The following is a 14,685-nucleotide window of genomic DNA, read 5'->3' as shown; positions in this document are numbered from 1 at the left end:
ATCTACTTCAGCCCCTAAGGAATAATGATGTACCAATTCAAAGCCCGATGTTCAGGACTTGCCGACTTAATGCCTGAGCCTAAACCCAAGAAAGACGGCATTTCTGCCACCGCCAAAAGTGCAGTCAGAAAAATCGCTAAATTCGATCTATTTGGTTATCAAGATTTTGAAGGCAACAAATACACCGAAAAAGGCAATTTACTGGAAGAACAAGCCATTAAATTAAGCGGTCGTAAACGAGGATTGCCACTCAAGAAAAACACCGAACGCCGTGAAAATGAATGGATCACCGGTGAATGTGATATTTACGTTCCCTCTCGCAAGCTAATTATCGATACAAAATGCTCGTGGGATATTGGATCTCACCCATTTTTTACCGATGAAGCGGCAGACAAAGCGAAAAAATCCGGTTATGACATTCAAATGCAGGGGTATATGTGGCTATGGGATTGCGAAGAAGCACAAATTGATTTTGTCCTCTTCCCTACCCCTTACGAAATGCTCAGTAGCTATGATAACCCTGAACGCTACATTGATTTAGTCGAACAAATCCCACAAGACAAACGGATCACAACGGTTACGGTAAAACGTGATAACGCGATTATCGAAAAAATCAAAGATCGTGTTGGTGCTGCACAAGAATATTACCAACAATTAATAGAGGAAATGAGCTAATTCCATTCTAAATTACACAGCCCACTTAACCGTGGGCTTTTTTATAGGTAAACAAAATGACTAAAAAATACGAATTATTAAAAGACGACACCAAAGAATATTTTGGTAGAACGCTATACCGTATTAAAGCCCTTATCTCTTTTGGTGTAGTTATAGCCGGAGAGCTTGGAGGGTATATCGAGGCAGAGCGGAATCTGGATCAAACTGGCAATGCTTGGGTGTCCGGAAATGCTTGGGTGTACGGCGATGCTAGGGTGTACGACAATGCCCGGGTGTACGACAATGCCCGGGTGTACGACAATGCCCGGGTGTACGGCGATGCTGAGGTGTACGGCGATGCTAGGGTGTACGGCGATGCTGAGGTGTACGGCAATACTGAGGTGAGATCACGGACCATCATTTCAGAACGCAAAATGATTTTCTGGGCAAGTAATGTTGGTTCGGAAAATGGCACACTTACAGTATTTAACGGAAAAGACGGATTAATTGTTAATCGAGGCTGTTTTGTCGGAACGATTGAAGAGTTTTTGTCAAAATCTGCAGAGGTACACGATGAGAAAACCAAGCGTGAGTATGAGTTATTGATTGAAGTTGCGAAAAGTAGAATTTTAGGAGGAACAGAGTGAACGAAATACACATCAGCCTACCCTATTCCTTTTTCGCTGAATTGTTTGGGAAGTACATCCACGACAATTTTAATCACAGAAAACCGAATAGACAGAGAGCTATTGAGCAAGTCAGAAAATACTGGCTGCTTTTAGATAGCGAACAACGAGAGTTCATCGTCAAACAATCGACAAAACAAGCACGTTACTATGGTGAATTTAAAGAATTGTTGGACTGGATAGAAACACGCCGCAATCAATACCAATCGACACCACAACCGCTTAATGCTTTTGTTGAGTTGCCGGTAGTTGATACAAACAAAAGTAATTAACCAAACCGCTCTTATTCTTATGGGCGGTTTTATTTTGGAGAAAGGAAATGATCGAACTAATCAAAAACATTGAGCAATGGGCGGAAGATCGAAATTTAATTAACGGCTCTACTCCGCAAAAGCAAATGTTAAAACTGATGGAAGAATTTGGCGAATTGTGCGGCGGTATTTTAAAGAATAAACCCGAAGTAATTAAGGATAGTATCGGAGATTGTTTTGTAGTGTTGGTTATTTTAAATAAGCAAATGAAAGTAATTTATTCTTTTGATTGGGAGGTTGCTTGCAATAATGAATCTTGGGGTGGTAATCCAGAAAATAGTTTAATTTTTTTGGCTAAACATATATCAGAGCTTAATTTTGACCCTGAACCTAAAAATTATAATTCATTAGAAAGATTTAATGAATGCCTAGGAGATTTTGTTGATAGTTTCAAAAGTGCTGTATCCACTTTAACTTACATAACTTTTTGTTTTGATCTAGATTTTAAGGACTGCATCCAACACGCCTACGACCAAATCAAAGACCGTAAGGGAAAAATGATTGATGGGGTGTTTGTTAAAGAGGGGGATTTAGAAAATGACTAAAGAAAACAACGGTTGGATTAGTGTTGATGATAGATTGCCTGATGATGGGAAAGAAGGTTTAATCCTTAATAGTTTTGTACATTTAGGGAGCTTCCATGATGGAATTTGGTATAAGCCTTTTGGTGGTTTTAATTTTGCGGAAATACAAAATGTAACCCACTGGCAACCAATCCCCGAGCCACCTAAAAAGGATTAAACCAATGCTAACCGAAAGAAACAAGGAATAGCTATGGAAACAACTGATGCGGTAGTAGCAATAGTCGCAATCATTGCTTACGTTGTGTTAATTATTAAAAGTTGAGGTGAATTATGTTAAGTGAAAAAGAAATTGAAGCATTGAAGAACGGTGCTTATGGTGTTACTAGAGATGGTAGAAAAGTTAAATATTTAGGTGAAAATGTTGTAGGTGGACATTTTTGGTTAGAAGGTTTAGAAGATAATAAAGTCAAAGTGATTTCATACGACCGTTTTGACCATTATTACATTGGGAGAAACCAATCTCCTTATGATATTGTTGGTTTATGGGAAGATAAACTCGAACCATTTACCCCTGAAAAAGCATTAGCAGGCGAACCCGTTCTGCTGCGAGACGGCGAAAAAGCGTTTGTTATAAGCGACATAAAATCGCTTGTTCCAATTAGCGATTATTCACTTGTTGGTATAACTCCCAATGGAACATTATTAAGATGGAATTGCGAGGGGAGCTATTGGCTCACTACTGATGAAGACGAATTAGATATTATTGGTATGTGGAAAGAGCCTGAACCGGTTAAACCAAATGCAGATGGTTTACCAAAGCCTATCCGTGATCTTATGGGGTTAGAAGAGGTTTGGCACGTTGCACTAGACGTGATCCTAGACAAACTAACCCCCTCGGTAGTTGTTAAACCTAGCATAGGATGGGCGAGTTGGCATCATACTAGAGCATCCAACGGCGTGTACTATGCCTCTAAAGAGAATTGCCAAAAAGCTTGTGATTTGCTGACGGGGGTTGATAATGGATAAAGAGTTATTCTTATTACAATTTGGTTTAAGACAATGCTATGGCAATACTAAACCCTCTAACATTGAAGAGTGTTATGGTTTCTCAAGAAAAGTTATAGAAGTAAATGAAGAATCGTTTGAGGTTCTTATAGAAACACCACTCACAGATATAGTTGTAGTTTATGAGAAAGAAGGTGATAAATTTTCTTTTAAGGAGGTTTATTAATGAAACACCCTGAACTAATAGTATGCGCTGCTATCAAATTTCAATTGATGAATGACTATGATATTCGCTATCTAGTTATTCCAGCAACTAGGCACTACAGCCCAGACATGAACGCGATAATTGATACGTTGGAATTCAATTTCTCCACCATAGAAGAATCCCAAGGTTTCATCACTAATTTTGGACGGTTCGTCTCTCGCAAAGAAGCTTTAGAAATAGCTAAAGCAAATAATCAAATACGTTTCGACATTGGTTATGAACCTGATGAGCTTTATTCAGAAATGCTTTACTAACTAACCCACTCAATGCAGTGGGTTTTGTTTTGCCGCTTACAGAAATGTGAGCGGTTTTTTATTAACTAAACAGAGGAAAATGAAAATGATTATAGAAATCCCAACAACGAAACAAGTTAATGTGAAGTATTTGAAAATTGACATACCAATTCGATATGGTGATGAAGATGTTTAGACAAGAAGTACAAGTCATGAATGGTAAGCGATACATCGTGCTTGAATGCCAGTTCCGTAGGGAGTGGGATGTGGTGAGAGAATCAAAGCATACTGTAACACAAGGCGAAGCATTAGAAATCGTCCATTATTGGCTTAAATACAAAGATGTCACACCGGAACAGCTAAAAGTTGTTGAAGTGCCGGATATTTCGAAGAGGTAAAAAATGCAACTGATTGGTACAAAAAAAGCCGCTGAAATCTTGGATATGCACCCAGTTACACTAAGAGAAAAAGCGGCAAAAGAAGAAATACCTGCATACAAAATCGGTAAAAAGTGGAAATTTGACCCGGAAGAACTTGAAAATCATCTCAAAAAGGATAAAGATAGCCCCGAACAAGAGATGGGGCATAAGGAGAATTTATGTCACGTCAAATCATCTCTCTCAAAAAGAGGGGCGAAATCTGGCACTTCTCGTTCACCTCGCCAAATGGTGAGCGGATACGCAGAAGTGCTCGGACTAACGATAAAAACCAAGCGTTACAGTTAGCTTCAAAGGAATATAACGAATGTTGGCGAGTATTTAAACTCGGTGAACGTCCGAATTATTCTTGGCAGCAAGCTGTTGTGCAATGGCTTGAAGAAAAACCAAAGCGTAAAGAAGATCGCAATATGCTTTACGGTTTGCGTTGGCTTGATAAGTATTTGGGCGATAAAAAGCTCAATGAGATTGACCGAAATCTAATTAAGTTCATTCAGTCAGAAAAAGCCAAGGAAGGCGTAAAAAATCGCACCATTAATGCGATTTTACAACAAATTAGAGTGATACTTAGAGCGGCAGTTGAGTGGGAATGGCTAGATAAATGTCCGGCAATAAAATTTTTACCTGAACCGAAAAGACGTATTCGATGGTTGAGCGAATATGAAGAAATTCGGTTGCTGGAAGAGTTACCGGAACATTTAAAGCCGATTGTGAAGTTCGCTATTTTAACCGGGTTGAGAATGTCAAATATCACTCAGTTAAAATGGAACCAAATTGATCTCCCGAAAAAACAAGCCTGGGTTAATTCGGAAGAATCAAAAACAGGAAATAGCATTGGCGTACCACTAAATGACAAAGCTATTGAAGTAATTTTATCACAATTTGGCAAGCATAAAGAGAGCGTTTTTACCTATAAGGGAAAGCCCGTTCGCATTGCAAATACTAAAGCATTTAGATCCGCTTTAAAGAGGGCTGGGATCAAAGATTTTAGATTTCACGACTTGCGACACACCTGGGCCACAAGGCATATTATGTCGGGAACGCCACTATATGTATTACAGGAGCTTGGTGGATGGAGTAAAACAGACACAGTGCGGAAATATGCTCACTTATCTGTCGAACACTTACATAGCCACGCAAACAATGTTCAGCTTTTTGACACAAAATTGGCACAACACCAGAAAGCAAAAAACCTTACCAATCACTAAATTATTGATAAGGTTGATAAATTTGGTGGGATTATCTCCACCAAATTCATAAAGCAAGGTAAACCACCTTGCTTTTTTCATTTCAAACATATTTAGGCATGATGAATAAATGCCTTAACTTTTCAACCTCGCTATGCAATAAAAATGTGCGGTAAAAAACTTCAGTATTATGTAGCAAATGCACAAAAGAAAAAATGTAGGGACACACAGCGTGTGTCCCTACAAATAAACCCAAAATAAAGTTTTGTTCAACGGCTACATAATACAGAAAAATTCCCTAAAATTTTCACCGCACTTTTTGCTTTTTAATTTTCTTTCGCTGAGCTTGGTTTTCTCCGTTTTCCAATATTTTTCGTGTCCTTGTGCCGCAATTTCACCTTTTGCTTTGCCGCCTCTTTTTTCTTTTCTTCACGTTTGGCTTTAATACGGGCTTTTTGTTTTTTCGTCACCGATTTAATTTCACCGTCTTTCGGTGGTTTGGTGCGGGGTTCTAAGCCTTCCAAAATTCGCGCCTTTAGGATTTCTTCTGTATAGCGTTTGATTTTCCCGAGCAATTTATAATCATGGGCTTCTACAAAAGAAACTGCCGTCCCCTTTTTGCCTGCTCGAGCGGTTCGTCCAATACGATGTAGGTAAGTATCTGCGCTGTATGGCAGATCGAAATTCATCACATGGCTAACATCATCAATGTCAATACCACGCGCTGCCACATCGGTTGCCACTAACACCGTCACCACATCTGATTTTAATTTATCAATGGCATGGTTACGCTGAGTTTGTGCCATTTCCCCCTCCAAATAGGTGGAGCGAATTCCCCGCTTGCGTAAAACTTCCGCCAGTTCTCGTGCCTCCTCACGGCGGCGTACGAACACCATACCACGATTGACATTTTCCGTTTCAATAAAACGAGCCAGCAATTTCACTTTGTGGTCATGACTATCGGCGTGGTAATACCACTGATTGATTTTTTTCCGTTCACGGCGACTGGGTTCTGCGTCCACTTTTACAGGATCATTAAGCAAGCGTTCGGCAAAATCCACCAGCAATTCGCCTTCAAGGGTGGCGGAAAATAATAAGGTTTGTTTACGCCAACGGGTTTCCGCCGCAATTTTTTCCGCATCTTGCCCAAATCCCATTTGCAACATTCTGTCGGCTTCGTCAAAAATTAAGATTTCCACCGAACGACAATCAAAATTCTCTTCCTGAATATATTGCAATAAACGCCCCGGAGTCGCCACCACCAAATCTTGATTGGTGTTAAATACTTCACCGTGATTTTGATATGCCACACCGCCGGTGATGGTGGCAATATTTAAATGGGTAAATTGCGCTAATTCTTCCGCCTGTTGCGCCACCTGCATGGCTAATTCTCGGGTGGGCGTTAATACCAAAATTCTTGGCGGACCGGGTTTACGGCGTGGATAATCAAGTAGATGTTGCAATGCCGGTAATAAAAATGCCGCCGTTTTTCCTGTTCCCGTAGGGGCAGAACCTAATACATCACGGGCTTCCATTGCCGCCGGTATCACATTTAATTGGATCGCTGTTGGGCGTGAATAGCCTTTTTTTTCAATGGCTTGAAGAAGTTCAGGGGAAAGATCGAATTGGTCAAATTGGGGAAAATTCATTATTGTACGGTTCTTTGTTAAAATTGGTGCGAATTATACCTGAAAAGCCCTGAAACGCCTAAAAATAAACAGGAAAGTGCGGTCAATTTAAGAAATATTTATGAGTAGTTTCACCTTTAAACAATTTCACATTAATCAACAACATTGTGCGATGAAAGTGGGCACTGACGGTATTTTATTGGGGGCTTGGGTAGATATTGCACAGGTTAAAAATGTGCTGGATATGGGCAGCGGCACCGGCCTGTTAGCCTTAATGCTCGCACAACGGAGTTCACCGGATTGTTTAATTTCTGCAGTGGAATTAGATCCTGCCGCCGCTCAACAAGCACGAGAGAATATTGCCCATTCCCCTTGGCTGGAACGTATTAATCTGATTCAAGCGGATGTGCGGGATTTTTTGCATACCACCTCTGAAACCTTTGATCTCATTGTCGCCAATCCTCCCTATTTTGCACAAGGCGTGGAATGTAAAAACGAAGAACGGGAGTTAGCCCGTTATACCAAACAAAGTCATTTAGACTGGCTGACCTGGGCGGCTGAACGCTTATCCGAAACAGGAAAAATCAGTTTTGTTCTGCCTTATGAGGCGGCAAAAACACTCGAAAAACTGACCGCACTTTATTGCATCAAGCAAACGGAGATCATCACGAAAATCGGCAAATCGCCGCAAAGAATGCTCATCACCTTCTCCAAACAATCACAGCCATTTGTGCATGACAAAATTGTGATTTACGATGAGAAAAACCGTTATACCAAGGAATTTATTGAATTAACCAAGGATTTTTATTTGAAATTTTTGTGAAAAAAGAGCTCTAACTACTCTCTTTTAACACCAGCTAATTATAATTTCTTTTTGAGAATTTCCATCATTTCTTTTAAAAGAAGGTTTTCACTTTGTAAGTTATTGATAATCTCATCTTTATATTTTAGCTCCAATTTTAACCTTTCATTTTCTTCAACTACTACTTCTGAACCAGAATAGTAATTATTGTTATCACTGAAAAAGTAAAATAATCCTTTTTCCTTTGCTGAATAAAGTTCGGATACATTTATATTAAAAATCTGAGCAATTTGTTCTAATTTATCTAAGCTTAACTTAGTAATACCTCTTTCTATTTTTGAATAAGCATTTACTGAAATATTCAATTTTTCTGCCAGTTCTTCCTGTGTTAGCTGCTTCATTTCTCGCATAGTTCGAATAGTATCTTGAACATTCATAGTAAAAATCTCTCTAAAGTTGATAAATACAGATTAAAAAGATATTAATCCATACTAAAGGTTTATGTTGAAATGATACAAAGCGATATATCATAACGCTAAAATTAATCTTGAGGAACTAGAAAATGCTCAAAGACATTATATCAGGTCTCTTATCTCTACCGTTATCAATTTTATGGATTATAGCTCCGATGTATGCGGCATATTGCGATTTTCAAAAAGGAAATTTCTTTCTTGCATTATTTGATTACGCTTTTTTTCCACTAGGTGCTATTAGAAGCATACTATTTCTACTTGGAGTAATATGAAAAAGTTTATTTTTTCTTTATTTTTTATAATATCTATGAGTTCTAACGCTCTATCTCCAGAGCAACGAGAAACAGTATTACGTTTGTTAACTCCTGAACTAGCACAAAAAAAATTCAAAGAGATCTGTTTGAATTATGTTGTACCTGGGTTTGAACAATATTTTTACAAATTATCTTATTCAGAGAAAAATAAAGGATGTGATTGTTACACTAAAGGTATTCTAAATGAGTTTAATTGGAATGAAGTGAAATTGATGGTGGTTGGCGAACATTCTATGATATGGAACCGACAAAACAGAGTAGATAAAACATTCCACTCTTGTTTTCCCATTCCTTATGGTATATAAAGCAAAAGGCGACATTAATGTCGCCTTCTTTTATTTCCACTGTAAAAGAGAAATTTTCAACTATTTTGTCAATTTCGTCCAGTTGTAATAACCGTAAAGGGAGTTCAGCAAATAGGCACTGTACATTAAATACATCGCCGGTGTTTCCGCCCATAAAATAATAGAAAGAATATTGAGGACAATCCATAACAGCCATTGTTCACGATAACGCAAAATCATCAGCAACTGTGCGGCCACCACAATAATGGTTGTTAAACCGTCTAGCCCCGTTGAACTTCCACCCGCTGCCTGCAAGGCTTGCACAAATAAAAGCGTACCGATGCCAATAAAAAGTGCAAGACTAATCCAACCTTTTGCTGTGAGCGCTTTTGCCACCACACTTTCACCACCATTGTCATGTTGCATATTGTTTTTCCACATAAAATAGCCGATGAATTGTGCCGGTAAATAGACATAAAGTACGGTATTCATTTCCCCTAAGAAATTTTGTCCCCATGCTACATAGAAATAGGTATAAGCAAAAATCAAGCCGAAGAAATAGTTGCTGATTTTCCCTTTACTCACCAATACCACACATAAAATACCTGAAATCCCGGAAATCATTGCTAACCATGAATCCGGAGCCTGCACATACGCCCAAATTTGCGCAATGACAAACACCACCAACCAAATCACTTCAAAGGGTTTCCAACCGGATAAAAATTCACGTTTAAGACGTTCAGACCAAGCCATTTTTTACTCCATAGTAATGAAAAAACCGTGCCATTCTCACATCGCACTTTGGCAAAGTAAAGCATAGAATCAGAAGTTCTACCACAGATGTGATAGAGATCACAGTTTTCATTGCTTTCCCTTTTAATCGGGCTACAATAGCCGCCCAAATTTGAGAGAATAAAACAGAGAGAATGGTATGACAGCTTTTGCCCTAGGGCAGCGTTGGTTAAGTGGAAGTGAAAATAATTTGGGATTAGGCACAGTGACCGAATTTGATGCCCGCACAGTGAGCCTGTATTTCCCTGCCTCTGACGAAACACGCATTTATGCTATCGCCCAAGCCCCCCTTACCCGAATTCAATTTAACAAAGGCGAAACGCTCAATCATAAGGACGGTTGGCAAGGTAAGGTAATGGATATTCAAACCATAAATGGGTTGAATTTTTATTTAGTGGAAAATCCACAAGGTGAGCAGATCATCGTGCAAGAAAGCGATATTTCACCACTGATTTCCTTCAGTTCGGCGAAAGATCGGCTCTTTTCTGCACAATTAGATCGTAGTCATCATTTTGCCTTACGTTATCGCACCTTAAAACATCAACAAGCTCAATTTCAATCCCCCCTACGAGGATTACGAGGTATTCGTGCAGGGCTCATTCCTCACCAGTTACACATTGCGGCTGAAGTGGGAAACCGTATCAATCCTCGGGTATTGCTTGCCGATGAAGTGGGATTAGGCAAAACCATTGAGGCCGGGATGATTTTACAAAATCAGCTGTTTGCCGAAAAAGTACAACGTGTATTAGTGCTTGTGCCTGAAAGTTTGCAACACCAATGGCTGGTTGAAATGCTCCGTCGTTTTAATTTGCATTTTTCATTATTTGATGAGGAACGCTGTGCCGATTTCGCCAATTCGGGAGAAAATCCTTTTGAGTCGGAATCACTGATTATTTGTGCCTTAGATTGGTTAGTAAACTCGCCAAAACGAGCGCAACAAGCCCTTGAAGCAGGCTTTGACTGCCTTATTGTGGATGAAGCCCATCATTTAGTTTGGTCGGAAACCTCACCAAGCCGTGCTTATTTATGCGTTGAACAGCTTGCCAATGCCATTCCTTCCGTTTTATTGCTTACCGCCACACCGGAGCAATTAGGGCAAGAAAGCCACTTCGCCCGCTTGCGATTGCTTGACCCTGAACGCTTTTTTGATTACGCCGCTTTCCAAAAAGAGCAACACAACTATCAACCGGTTGCTGATGCCGTGCAATCTTTGTTAGCGGATAAGCCTTTAAGTGAGGTGGAAAAAAGCCATATTGCGGCCCTATTAAAAGAACAACATCTCGAGTCGGTATTCCAAGACTTGACTTCCCCAAATGTGGAAATCCAACAAAAGGCACGTCAAACATTAATCGAAAACTTAATTGATCGCCATGGCACAAGCCGTGTGTTATTCCGCAATACCCGCCAAGGTGTGAAGGGATTTCCACGGCGTATTTATCATCCTATTACGTTAATGGCTAATGCGATGCAAAGTGAAACACTAAAAGCGCAATGGCTGTTAGATTTTTTAAAAACACAACGTAATAAAAAAATCTTTGTGATTTGCCAACAGGCGCAAACCGCCGTTCACCTTGAGCAATATTTACGGGAAAAAGAAGGAATTCGCGCGACGGTTTTCCATGAAAATATGTCAATTATTGAACGTGATCGTGCCGCTGCCTACTTTGCCGATAGGGAAAATGGTGCACAGGTTTTACTTAGCTCCGGCATTGGCTCGGAAGGGCGTAATTTCCAATTTTCAGACACCTTAGTCTTATTTGATTTGCCGCAAAACCCTGATTTATTGGAACAATGTATTGGGCGTTTAGACCGCATAGGACAATTACAAGATGTGCAAATTTATGTGCCTTATGTGGAAAAATCTGCCGATGAAGTATTAGCCCGTTGGTATCACGAAGGCTTAAATGCCTTTGAACAAACCGCCCCAATGGGCATGGCACTATTTGAAAAATTCACCGAAACACTGCAAAAAGTGCGGTCAAATTTAACCGCACTTTCAGACTTAGATAACCTTATTGCTGAAACCAAACAAGCACGGGAAACGCTTAAAATCGCCTTAGAACAAGGGCGAGATCGTCTTTTAGAACTCAACTCCAACGGTGGAGAACGGGCAAAACAGTTAGCCAATGCCATCGCCGCGCAAGATAATGAGGCGGAATTAGTGAATTTTGCCCTCAATTTATTTGATATGATTGGCTTAGAACAAGAGGAGCTTGGCGAAAGCAGCCTTGTGCTCACCCCAACAGGAACGATGCTTATGCCCGATTTTCCGGGGTTAAAAGAAGAAGGAATGACCGTCACCTTTGACCGTAATCTTGCCCTTGCCCGAGAAGAATTGGCATTTCTCACTTGGGATCACCCCATGATCCGTCAAGGTATTGATCTCATTGCCTCCGGGGATCTTGGCAAAGCGGCGATGGCATTATTGATTAACAAACAATTACCCGCCGGGACATTATTATTAGAATTAATTTATATCGTAGAAACCCAATCGCCGAAAGGATTACAGCTCAATCGTTTTCTGCCGCCAACTCCTCTTCGCTTGTTACTTGACAACAAGGGGAATAACCTTGCAGAGCAAGTCTCTTTTGAAACCTTACACGGTAAATTAAAGCCTCTTAGTCGGGATATCGCCAATAAAATGATCAAAATGGCACGCCCGACCTTAGAGCAATTATTTGCCCTTGGCGAAAAGCAGATCCAACCTCTTGCCCAAAGCTATATTAACCAAGCACAAACATTGGCAGAACAAAGCTTGAGTGCGGAAATTAATCGATTACAAGCCCTACAAAAAGTGAACAAAAATATTCGACAAAGTGAAATTGAGATTTTAACCGCACACCGTCATCAATCGTTAGACGCCTTGGCAAAAGCCACATGGCGATTAGACAGCCTTCGGGTTATCGTGACTAATAAGGAATAATCATGGCACTAATTGAATATCATCCTCCAATGGAACCCTATTTAGACATCATTTATCAAGATAACTACATTTGTGTTGTCAACAAACCGAGCGGGTTGCTTTCCGTACCGGGCAATCAAGTGCAATATTATGATAGTGCAATGAGCCGGGTGAAAGAAAAATTTGGCTTTTGTGAACCCGCACATCGTCTTGATATGGCAACCAGCGGCATTATTTTATTTGCTTTAAGTAAAGCGGCAGACAAAGAGCTCAAACGCCAATTTCGTGAACGTGAACCGAAAAAACATTATCAAGCTTTGGTATGGGGGCATCTTACACAAAACAGCGGCGAGGTGGATTTACCCATGATTTGCGATTGGGAAAACCGCCCACGCCAACGTTTAGATTTTGTCTTTGGCAAAAAAGCAGTCACAAAATTTGAAGTGTTGGCACGTTTACCCAATAACAGCACAAGGGTCAAACTCACCCCCATTACCGGCCGCTCCCACCAACTCCGCCTACATATGTTGGCGTTAGGCCACCCCATTTTAGGGGATAAATTCTACGCGCACCCGCAAGCAAAAAAGATGTCACCACGCCTTTGCCTGCACGCAGAAAGCCTTAGCATTACCCACCCTATCACAGGAGAGCCGATGAGCTTTTGTGCAAAGGTGGATTTTTAAAAGTGCGGTGACAAAAAACAACGTTTTTTGAACGTTGGCTTTGCCAACGGCCCCGATAGGGGTGAACAAACGAGTAAGCGAGTTTGTGAATAAAATTTGCGATGTTTTTCACTATTCCTTCTAAAATCACCTTTTAAGGAACATTGCTTGCTTAAACAAAGCGTGATAATTTGAGGCGTTGCTCACCCTATTTTAAAGGAGAAAATTATGCAGTTTGAAACTCAATGTTTACACGCGGGCTACAGTCCAAAATCCGGCGAACCGCGCGTTCAACCCATCGTGCAAAGCACGACCTTCACTTACGACAGTGCGGAAGATATTGGGGATTTATTCGATTTGAAAAAGGTCGGCTATTTTTATTCACGTCTTGCCAACCCCACCACTAACGCGGCAGAAGAAAAACTCACGGCACTTGAAGGCGGTGTTGGGGCGTTGTGTACCTCATCCGGTCAAGCGGCGACCTTTTACGCATTAATGAATATTTTAGAAGCCGGCGATCACTTTATTTCTTCCACCTCAATTTATGGCGGAACTTATAATCTCTTCGCCCATACTTTCCGTAAAATGGGAATCAGTGTTACCTTCGTTGATCAAAATCAACCTCTTGAAGAACTTGAAAAAGCGATTCAACCGAATACGAAAGCCGTCTTTGGTGAAACCATTGCCAACCCTGAATTACGCATATTGGATTTCGATAAATTTGCCAAACTCGCACAAAAAGCCCAAGTGCCTTTTTTGGTAGATAATACTTTTGCCACGCCTTATTTCTGTCGTCCTTTTGAATTTGGTGCGAACATTGTGATCCACAGCACCACCAAATATCTTGACGGTCACGCCGTTGCACTTGGCGGTGTAGTGATCGACGGTGGCAATTTCGACTGGAATAACGGCAAATTCCCCGCATTCACCCAACCCGATGCCAGCTATCACGGCTTAATTTATACGGAAACCTTTGGTCAAGCGGCATATATCGTCAAAGCCCGGGTACAATTAATGCGTGATCTCGGGGCGACACCGGCACCACAAAACAGCTTTTTGCTGAATTTAGGGCTGGAAACCCTGCCATTGCGTATGCAAGCACACTATAACAATGCCTTAACCGTAGCAAAATTCTTAGAAAATCAACCTCTTGTAAACAGTGTAAACTACCCTGCATTAGAAAGTTCACCAGACTATACACTCAAGCAAAAATATGTGCCAAATGGTTTATGCGGTGTCATTTCTTTTGAACTGAAAGGAGGACGTGAATCTGCTGCTCAATGGTTAAATGCCTTAAAATTAATTTCCCGTGAAGTCCACGTGGCGGATATTCGCACCTGCGCGTTACATCCTGCAACCTCAACCCACCGCCAAATGACTGAAGAAGAATTAGCAAAAATTAATATTTCCGCCGGGCTTATCCGTATTTCTGTGGGTATTGAAAACATACAGGATATTTTGGCAGACATTGAACAAGCTTTTACTGCAATTGAATAAACGCTTACTGACACAAAGAGCGGTCGAAT

The 14,685-nt window shown here is 40.6% G+C and carries 19 protein-coding genes and 1 pseudogene; 16 read left to right on the top strand and 4 right to left on the bottom strand.

The annotated features are described in order from the left end of the window. The first annotated feature begins 27 nt into the window (after window positions 1-27). The 11 genes from BKK52_RS05010 to BKK52_RS04960 all read left to right on the top strand — a co-directional run bounded on the left by BKK52_RS05010 (window position 28) and on the right by BKK52_RS04960 (window position 5,323). Window positions 28-675, top strand: coding sequence for a translocation protein TolB precursor (locus BKK52_RS05010; RefSeq protein WP_244160216.1), 648 nt, complete (start codon window positions 28-30; stop codon window positions 673-675). A gap of 56 nt (window positions 676-731) precedes the next feature. Further along, window positions 732-1,301 carry a hypothetical protein gene (locus tag BKK52_RS05005; protein ID WP_077478097.1) on the top strand — a complete coding sequence of 190 codons (570 nt, stop codon included), beginning with the start codon at window positions 732-734 and terminating at the stop codon, window positions 1,299-1,301. Next, complete coding sequence (locus tag BKK52_RS05000; protein WP_077474207.1) at window positions 1,298-1,612, top strand: hypothetical protein; 315 nt, start codon at window positions 1,298-1,300, stop codon at window positions 1,610-1,612. Before BKK52_RS05005 ends, BKK52_RS05000 begins: the two co-directional genes overlap by 4 nt. A 47-nt stretch (window positions 1,613-1,659) precedes the next feature. Continuing rightward, the gene (locus BKK52_RS04995) at window positions 1,660-2,196 is read left to right on the top strand and encodes a MazG-like family protein (protein ID WP_077478095.1); all 537 of its coding nucleotides are present in this window, start codon (window positions 1,660-1,662) and stop codon (window positions 2,194-2,196) included. Beyond that, on the top strand, window positions 2,189-2,392 hold the full coding sequence (locus tag BKK52_RS04990) for a DUF551 domain-containing protein (protein ID WP_077474205.1): 204 nt from the start codon (window positions 2,189-2,191) through the stop codon (window positions 2,390-2,392). Before BKK52_RS04995 ends, BKK52_RS04990 begins: the two co-directional genes overlap by 8 nt. Window positions 2,393-2,505: 113 nt before the next feature. Then, entirely contained in the window at window positions 2,506-3,201 is a 696-nt protein-coding gene (locus tag BKK52_RS04985) for a hypothetical protein (RefSeq protein ID WP_077474204.1), read from the top strand. Then, window positions 3,194-3,406: a hypothetical protein gene (locus BKK52_RS04980; RefSeq protein ID WP_077474203.1), complete on the top strand. Its 213-nt coding sequence runs from the start codon at window positions 3,194-3,196 to the stop codon at window positions 3,404-3,406. Before BKK52_RS04985 ends, BKK52_RS04980 begins: the two co-directional genes overlap by 8 nt. Further along, window positions 3,406-3,699: a Y16D family protein gene (locus BKK52_RS04975; protein ID WP_077474202.1), complete on the top strand. Its 294-nt coding sequence runs from the start codon at window positions 3,406-3,408 to the stop codon at window positions 3,697-3,699. Before BKK52_RS04980 ends, BKK52_RS04975 begins: the two co-directional genes overlap by 1 nt. Before the next feature lie 167 nt (window positions 3,700-3,866). Next, entirely contained in the window at window positions 3,867-4,076 is a 210-nt protein-coding gene (locus BKK52_RS04970; protein ID WP_077478093.1) for a hypothetical protein, read from the top strand. A 3-nt stretch (window positions 4,077-4,079) separates the two neighbouring features. Next, complete coding sequence (locus BKK52_RS04965) at window positions 4,080-4,403, top strand: helix-turn-helix domain-containing protein (RefSeq protein WP_077478091.1); 324 nt, start codon at window positions 4,080-4,082, stop codon at window positions 4,401-4,403. Beyond that, the gene (locus BKK52_RS04960; RefSeq protein ID WP_207551823.1) at window positions 4,289-5,323 is read left to right on the top strand and encodes a tyrosine-type recombinase/integrase; all 1,035 of its coding nucleotides are present in this window, start codon (window positions 4,289-4,291) and stop codon (window positions 5,321-5,323) included. Before BKK52_RS04965 ends, BKK52_RS04960 begins: the two co-directional genes overlap by 115 nt. 305 nt (window positions 5,324-5,628) lie before the next feature. On the opposite strand, the gene srmB is transcribed toward BKK52_RS04960, so the two are convergent. Then, window positions 5,629-6,951: an ATP-dependent RNA helicase SrmB gene (gene srmB, locus BKK52_RS04955; RefSeq protein ID WP_077478089.1), complete on the bottom strand. Its 1,323-nt coding sequence runs from the start codon at window positions 6,949-6,951 to the stop codon at window positions 5,629-5,631. 100 nt (window positions 6,952-7,051) lie between these two features. Between srmB and BKK52_RS04950 the strand changes: the two genes are divergently transcribed. After that, a complete protein-coding gene (locus BKK52_RS04950) occupies window positions 7,052-7,753 on the top strand; it encodes a tRNA1(Val) (adenine(37)-N6)-methyltransferase (protein ID WP_077478088.1) in 702 nt (233 codons plus the stop codon). A gap of 38 nt (window positions 7,754-7,791) precedes the next feature. On the opposite strand, the gene BKK52_RS04945 is transcribed toward BKK52_RS04950, so the two are convergent. Further along, window positions 7,792-8,169 carry a helix-turn-helix domain-containing protein gene (locus BKK52_RS04945; protein ID WP_077477062.1) on the bottom strand — a complete coding sequence of 126 codons (378 nt, stop codon included), beginning with the start codon at window positions 8,167-8,169 and terminating at the stop codon, window positions 7,792-7,794. Window positions 8,170-8,473: 304 nt separating this feature from the next. Here BKK52_RS04945 and BKK52_RS04935 point away from each other — a divergent pair, with 304 nt between their 5' ends. Continuing rightward, on the top strand, window positions 8,474-8,824 hold the full coding sequence (locus BKK52_RS04935; RefSeq protein WP_077477060.1) for a hypothetical protein: 351 nt from the start codon (window positions 8,474-8,476) through the stop codon (window positions 8,822-8,824). Between the two features lie 60 nt (window positions 8,825-8,884). Here the strand turns inward: BKK52_RS04935 and pnuC are convergent, their stop codons facing one another. Beyond that, a complete protein-coding gene (gene pnuC, locus BKK52_RS04930; protein ID WP_077478086.1) occupies window positions 8,885-9,556 on the bottom strand; it encodes a nicotinamide riboside transporter PnuC in 672 nt (223 codons plus the stop codon). A 178-nt stretch (window positions 9,557-9,734) separates the two neighbouring features. On the opposite strand from pnuC, the gene rapA reads away from it, so the two are divergent. Next, the gene (gene rapA, locus BKK52_RS04925) at window positions 9,735-12,518 is read left to right on the top strand and encodes an RNA polymerase-associated protein RapA (protein ID WP_077474245.1); all 2,784 of its coding nucleotides are present in this window, start codon (window positions 9,735-9,737) and stop codon (window positions 12,516-12,518) included. A 2-nt stretch (window positions 12,519-12,520) separates the two neighbouring features. Continuing rightward, window positions 12,521-13,180, top strand: a complete 660-nt coding sequence (gene rluA / locus BKK52_RS04920; protein WP_077420973.1) for a bifunctional tRNA pseudouridine(32) synthase/23S rRNA pseudouridine(746) synthase RluA — start codon at window positions 12,521-12,523, stop codon at window positions 13,178-13,180. Here the strand turns inward: rluA and BKK52_RS14220 are convergent. Next, window positions 13,130-13,276: pseudogene (locus tag BKK52_RS14220) on the bottom strand (autoinducer 2 ABC transporter substrate-binding protein LsrB); the annotation flags it as partial. The gene rluA and the pseudogene BKK52_RS14220 sit on opposite strands and share 51 nt — an antisense overlap. A 111-nt stretch (window positions 13,277-13,387) precedes the next feature. On the opposite strand from BKK52_RS14220, the gene BKK52_RS04915 reads away from it, so the two are divergent. Next, a complete protein-coding gene (locus BKK52_RS04915; RefSeq protein WP_077420974.1) occupies window positions 13,388-14,656 on the top strand; it encodes an O-acetylhomoserine aminocarboxypropyltransferase/cysteine synthase family protein in 1,269 nt (422 codons plus the stop codon). Window positions 14,657-14,685 lie beyond the last annotated feature (29 nt).

It is taken from the genome of Rodentibacter trehalosifermentans, from assembly GCF_002000545.1.
Lineage (GTDB): Bacteria > Pseudomonadota > Gammaproteobacteria > Enterobacterales > Pasteurellaceae > Rodentibacter > Rodentibacter trehalosifermentans.
Note: the sequence above shows the minus strand (reverse complement) of the source record. Positions and strands in the feature narration are given on the sequence as shown.

What these genes read in the sequence shown, in the direction of transcription:
- BKK52_RS05010 (WP_244160216.1), top strand. Translation starts at nt 28, where the DNA reads ATGTACCAATTCAAAGCCCGATGTTCAGGACTTGCCGACTTAATGCCT.
- BKK52_RS05005 (WP_077478097.1), top strand. Translation starts at nt 732, where the DNA reads ATGACTAAAAAATACGAATTATTAAAAGACGACACCAAAGAATATTTT.
- BKK52_RS04995 (WP_077478095.1), top strand. Translation starts at nt 1,660, where the DNA reads ATGATCGAACTAATCAAAAACATTGAGCAATGGGCGGAAGATCGAAAT.
- BKK52_RS04990 (WP_077474205.1), top strand. Translation starts at nt 2,189, where the DNA reads ATGACTAAAGAAAACAACGGTTGGATTAGTGTTGATGATAGATTGCCT.
- BKK52_RS04985 (WP_077474204.1), top strand. Translation starts at nt 2,506, where the DNA reads ATGTTAAGTGAAAAAGAAATTGAAGCATTGAAGAACGGTGCTTATGGT.
- BKK52_RS04980 (WP_077474203.1), top strand. Translation starts at nt 3,194, where the DNA reads ATGGATAAAGAGTTATTCTTATTACAATTTGGTTTAAGACAATGCTAT.
- BKK52_RS04975 (WP_077474202.1), top strand. Translation starts at nt 3,406, where the DNA reads ATGAAACACCCTGAACTAATAGTATGCGCTGCTATCAAATTTCAATTG.
- BKK52_RS04970 (WP_077478093.1), top strand. Translation starts at nt 3,867, where the DNA reads ATGTTTAGACAAGAAGTACAAGTCATGAATGGTAAGCGATACATCGTG.
- BKK52_RS04965 (WP_077478091.1), top strand. Translation starts at nt 4,080, where the DNA reads ATGCAACTGATTGGTACAAAAAAAGCCGCTGAAATCTTGGATATGCAC.
- srmB (WP_077478089.1), bottom strand. Translation starts at nt 6,951, where the DNA reads ATGAATTTTCCCCAATTTGACCAATTCGATCTTTCCCCTGAACTTCTT.
- BKK52_RS04950 (WP_077478088.1), top strand. Translation starts at nt 7,052, where the DNA reads ATGAGTAGTTTCACCTTTAAACAATTTCACATTAATCAACAACATTGT.
- BKK52_RS04945 (WP_077477062.1), bottom strand. Translation starts at nt 8,169, where the DNA reads ATGAATGTTCAAGATACTATTCGAACTATGCGAGAAATGAAGCAGCTA.
- BKK52_RS04935 (WP_077477060.1), top strand. Translation starts at nt 8,474, where the DNA reads ATGAAAAAGTTTATTTTTTCTTTATTTTTTATAATATCTATGAGTTCT.
- pnuC (WP_077478086.1), bottom strand. Translation starts at nt 9,556, where the DNA reads ATGGCTTGGTCTGAACGTCTTAAACGTGAATTTTTATCCGGTTGGAAA.
- rapA (WP_077474245.1), top strand. Translation starts at nt 9,735, where the DNA reads ATGACAGCTTTTGCCCTAGGGCAGCGTTGGTTAAGTGGAAGTGAAAAT.
- rluA (WP_077420973.1), top strand. Translation starts at nt 12,521, where the DNA reads ATGGCACTAATTGAATATCATCCTCCAATGGAACCCTATTTAGACATC.
- BKK52_RS04915 (WP_077420974.1), top strand. Translation starts at nt 13,388, where the DNA reads ATGCAGTTTGAAACTCAATGTTTACACGCGGGCTACAGTCCAAAATCC.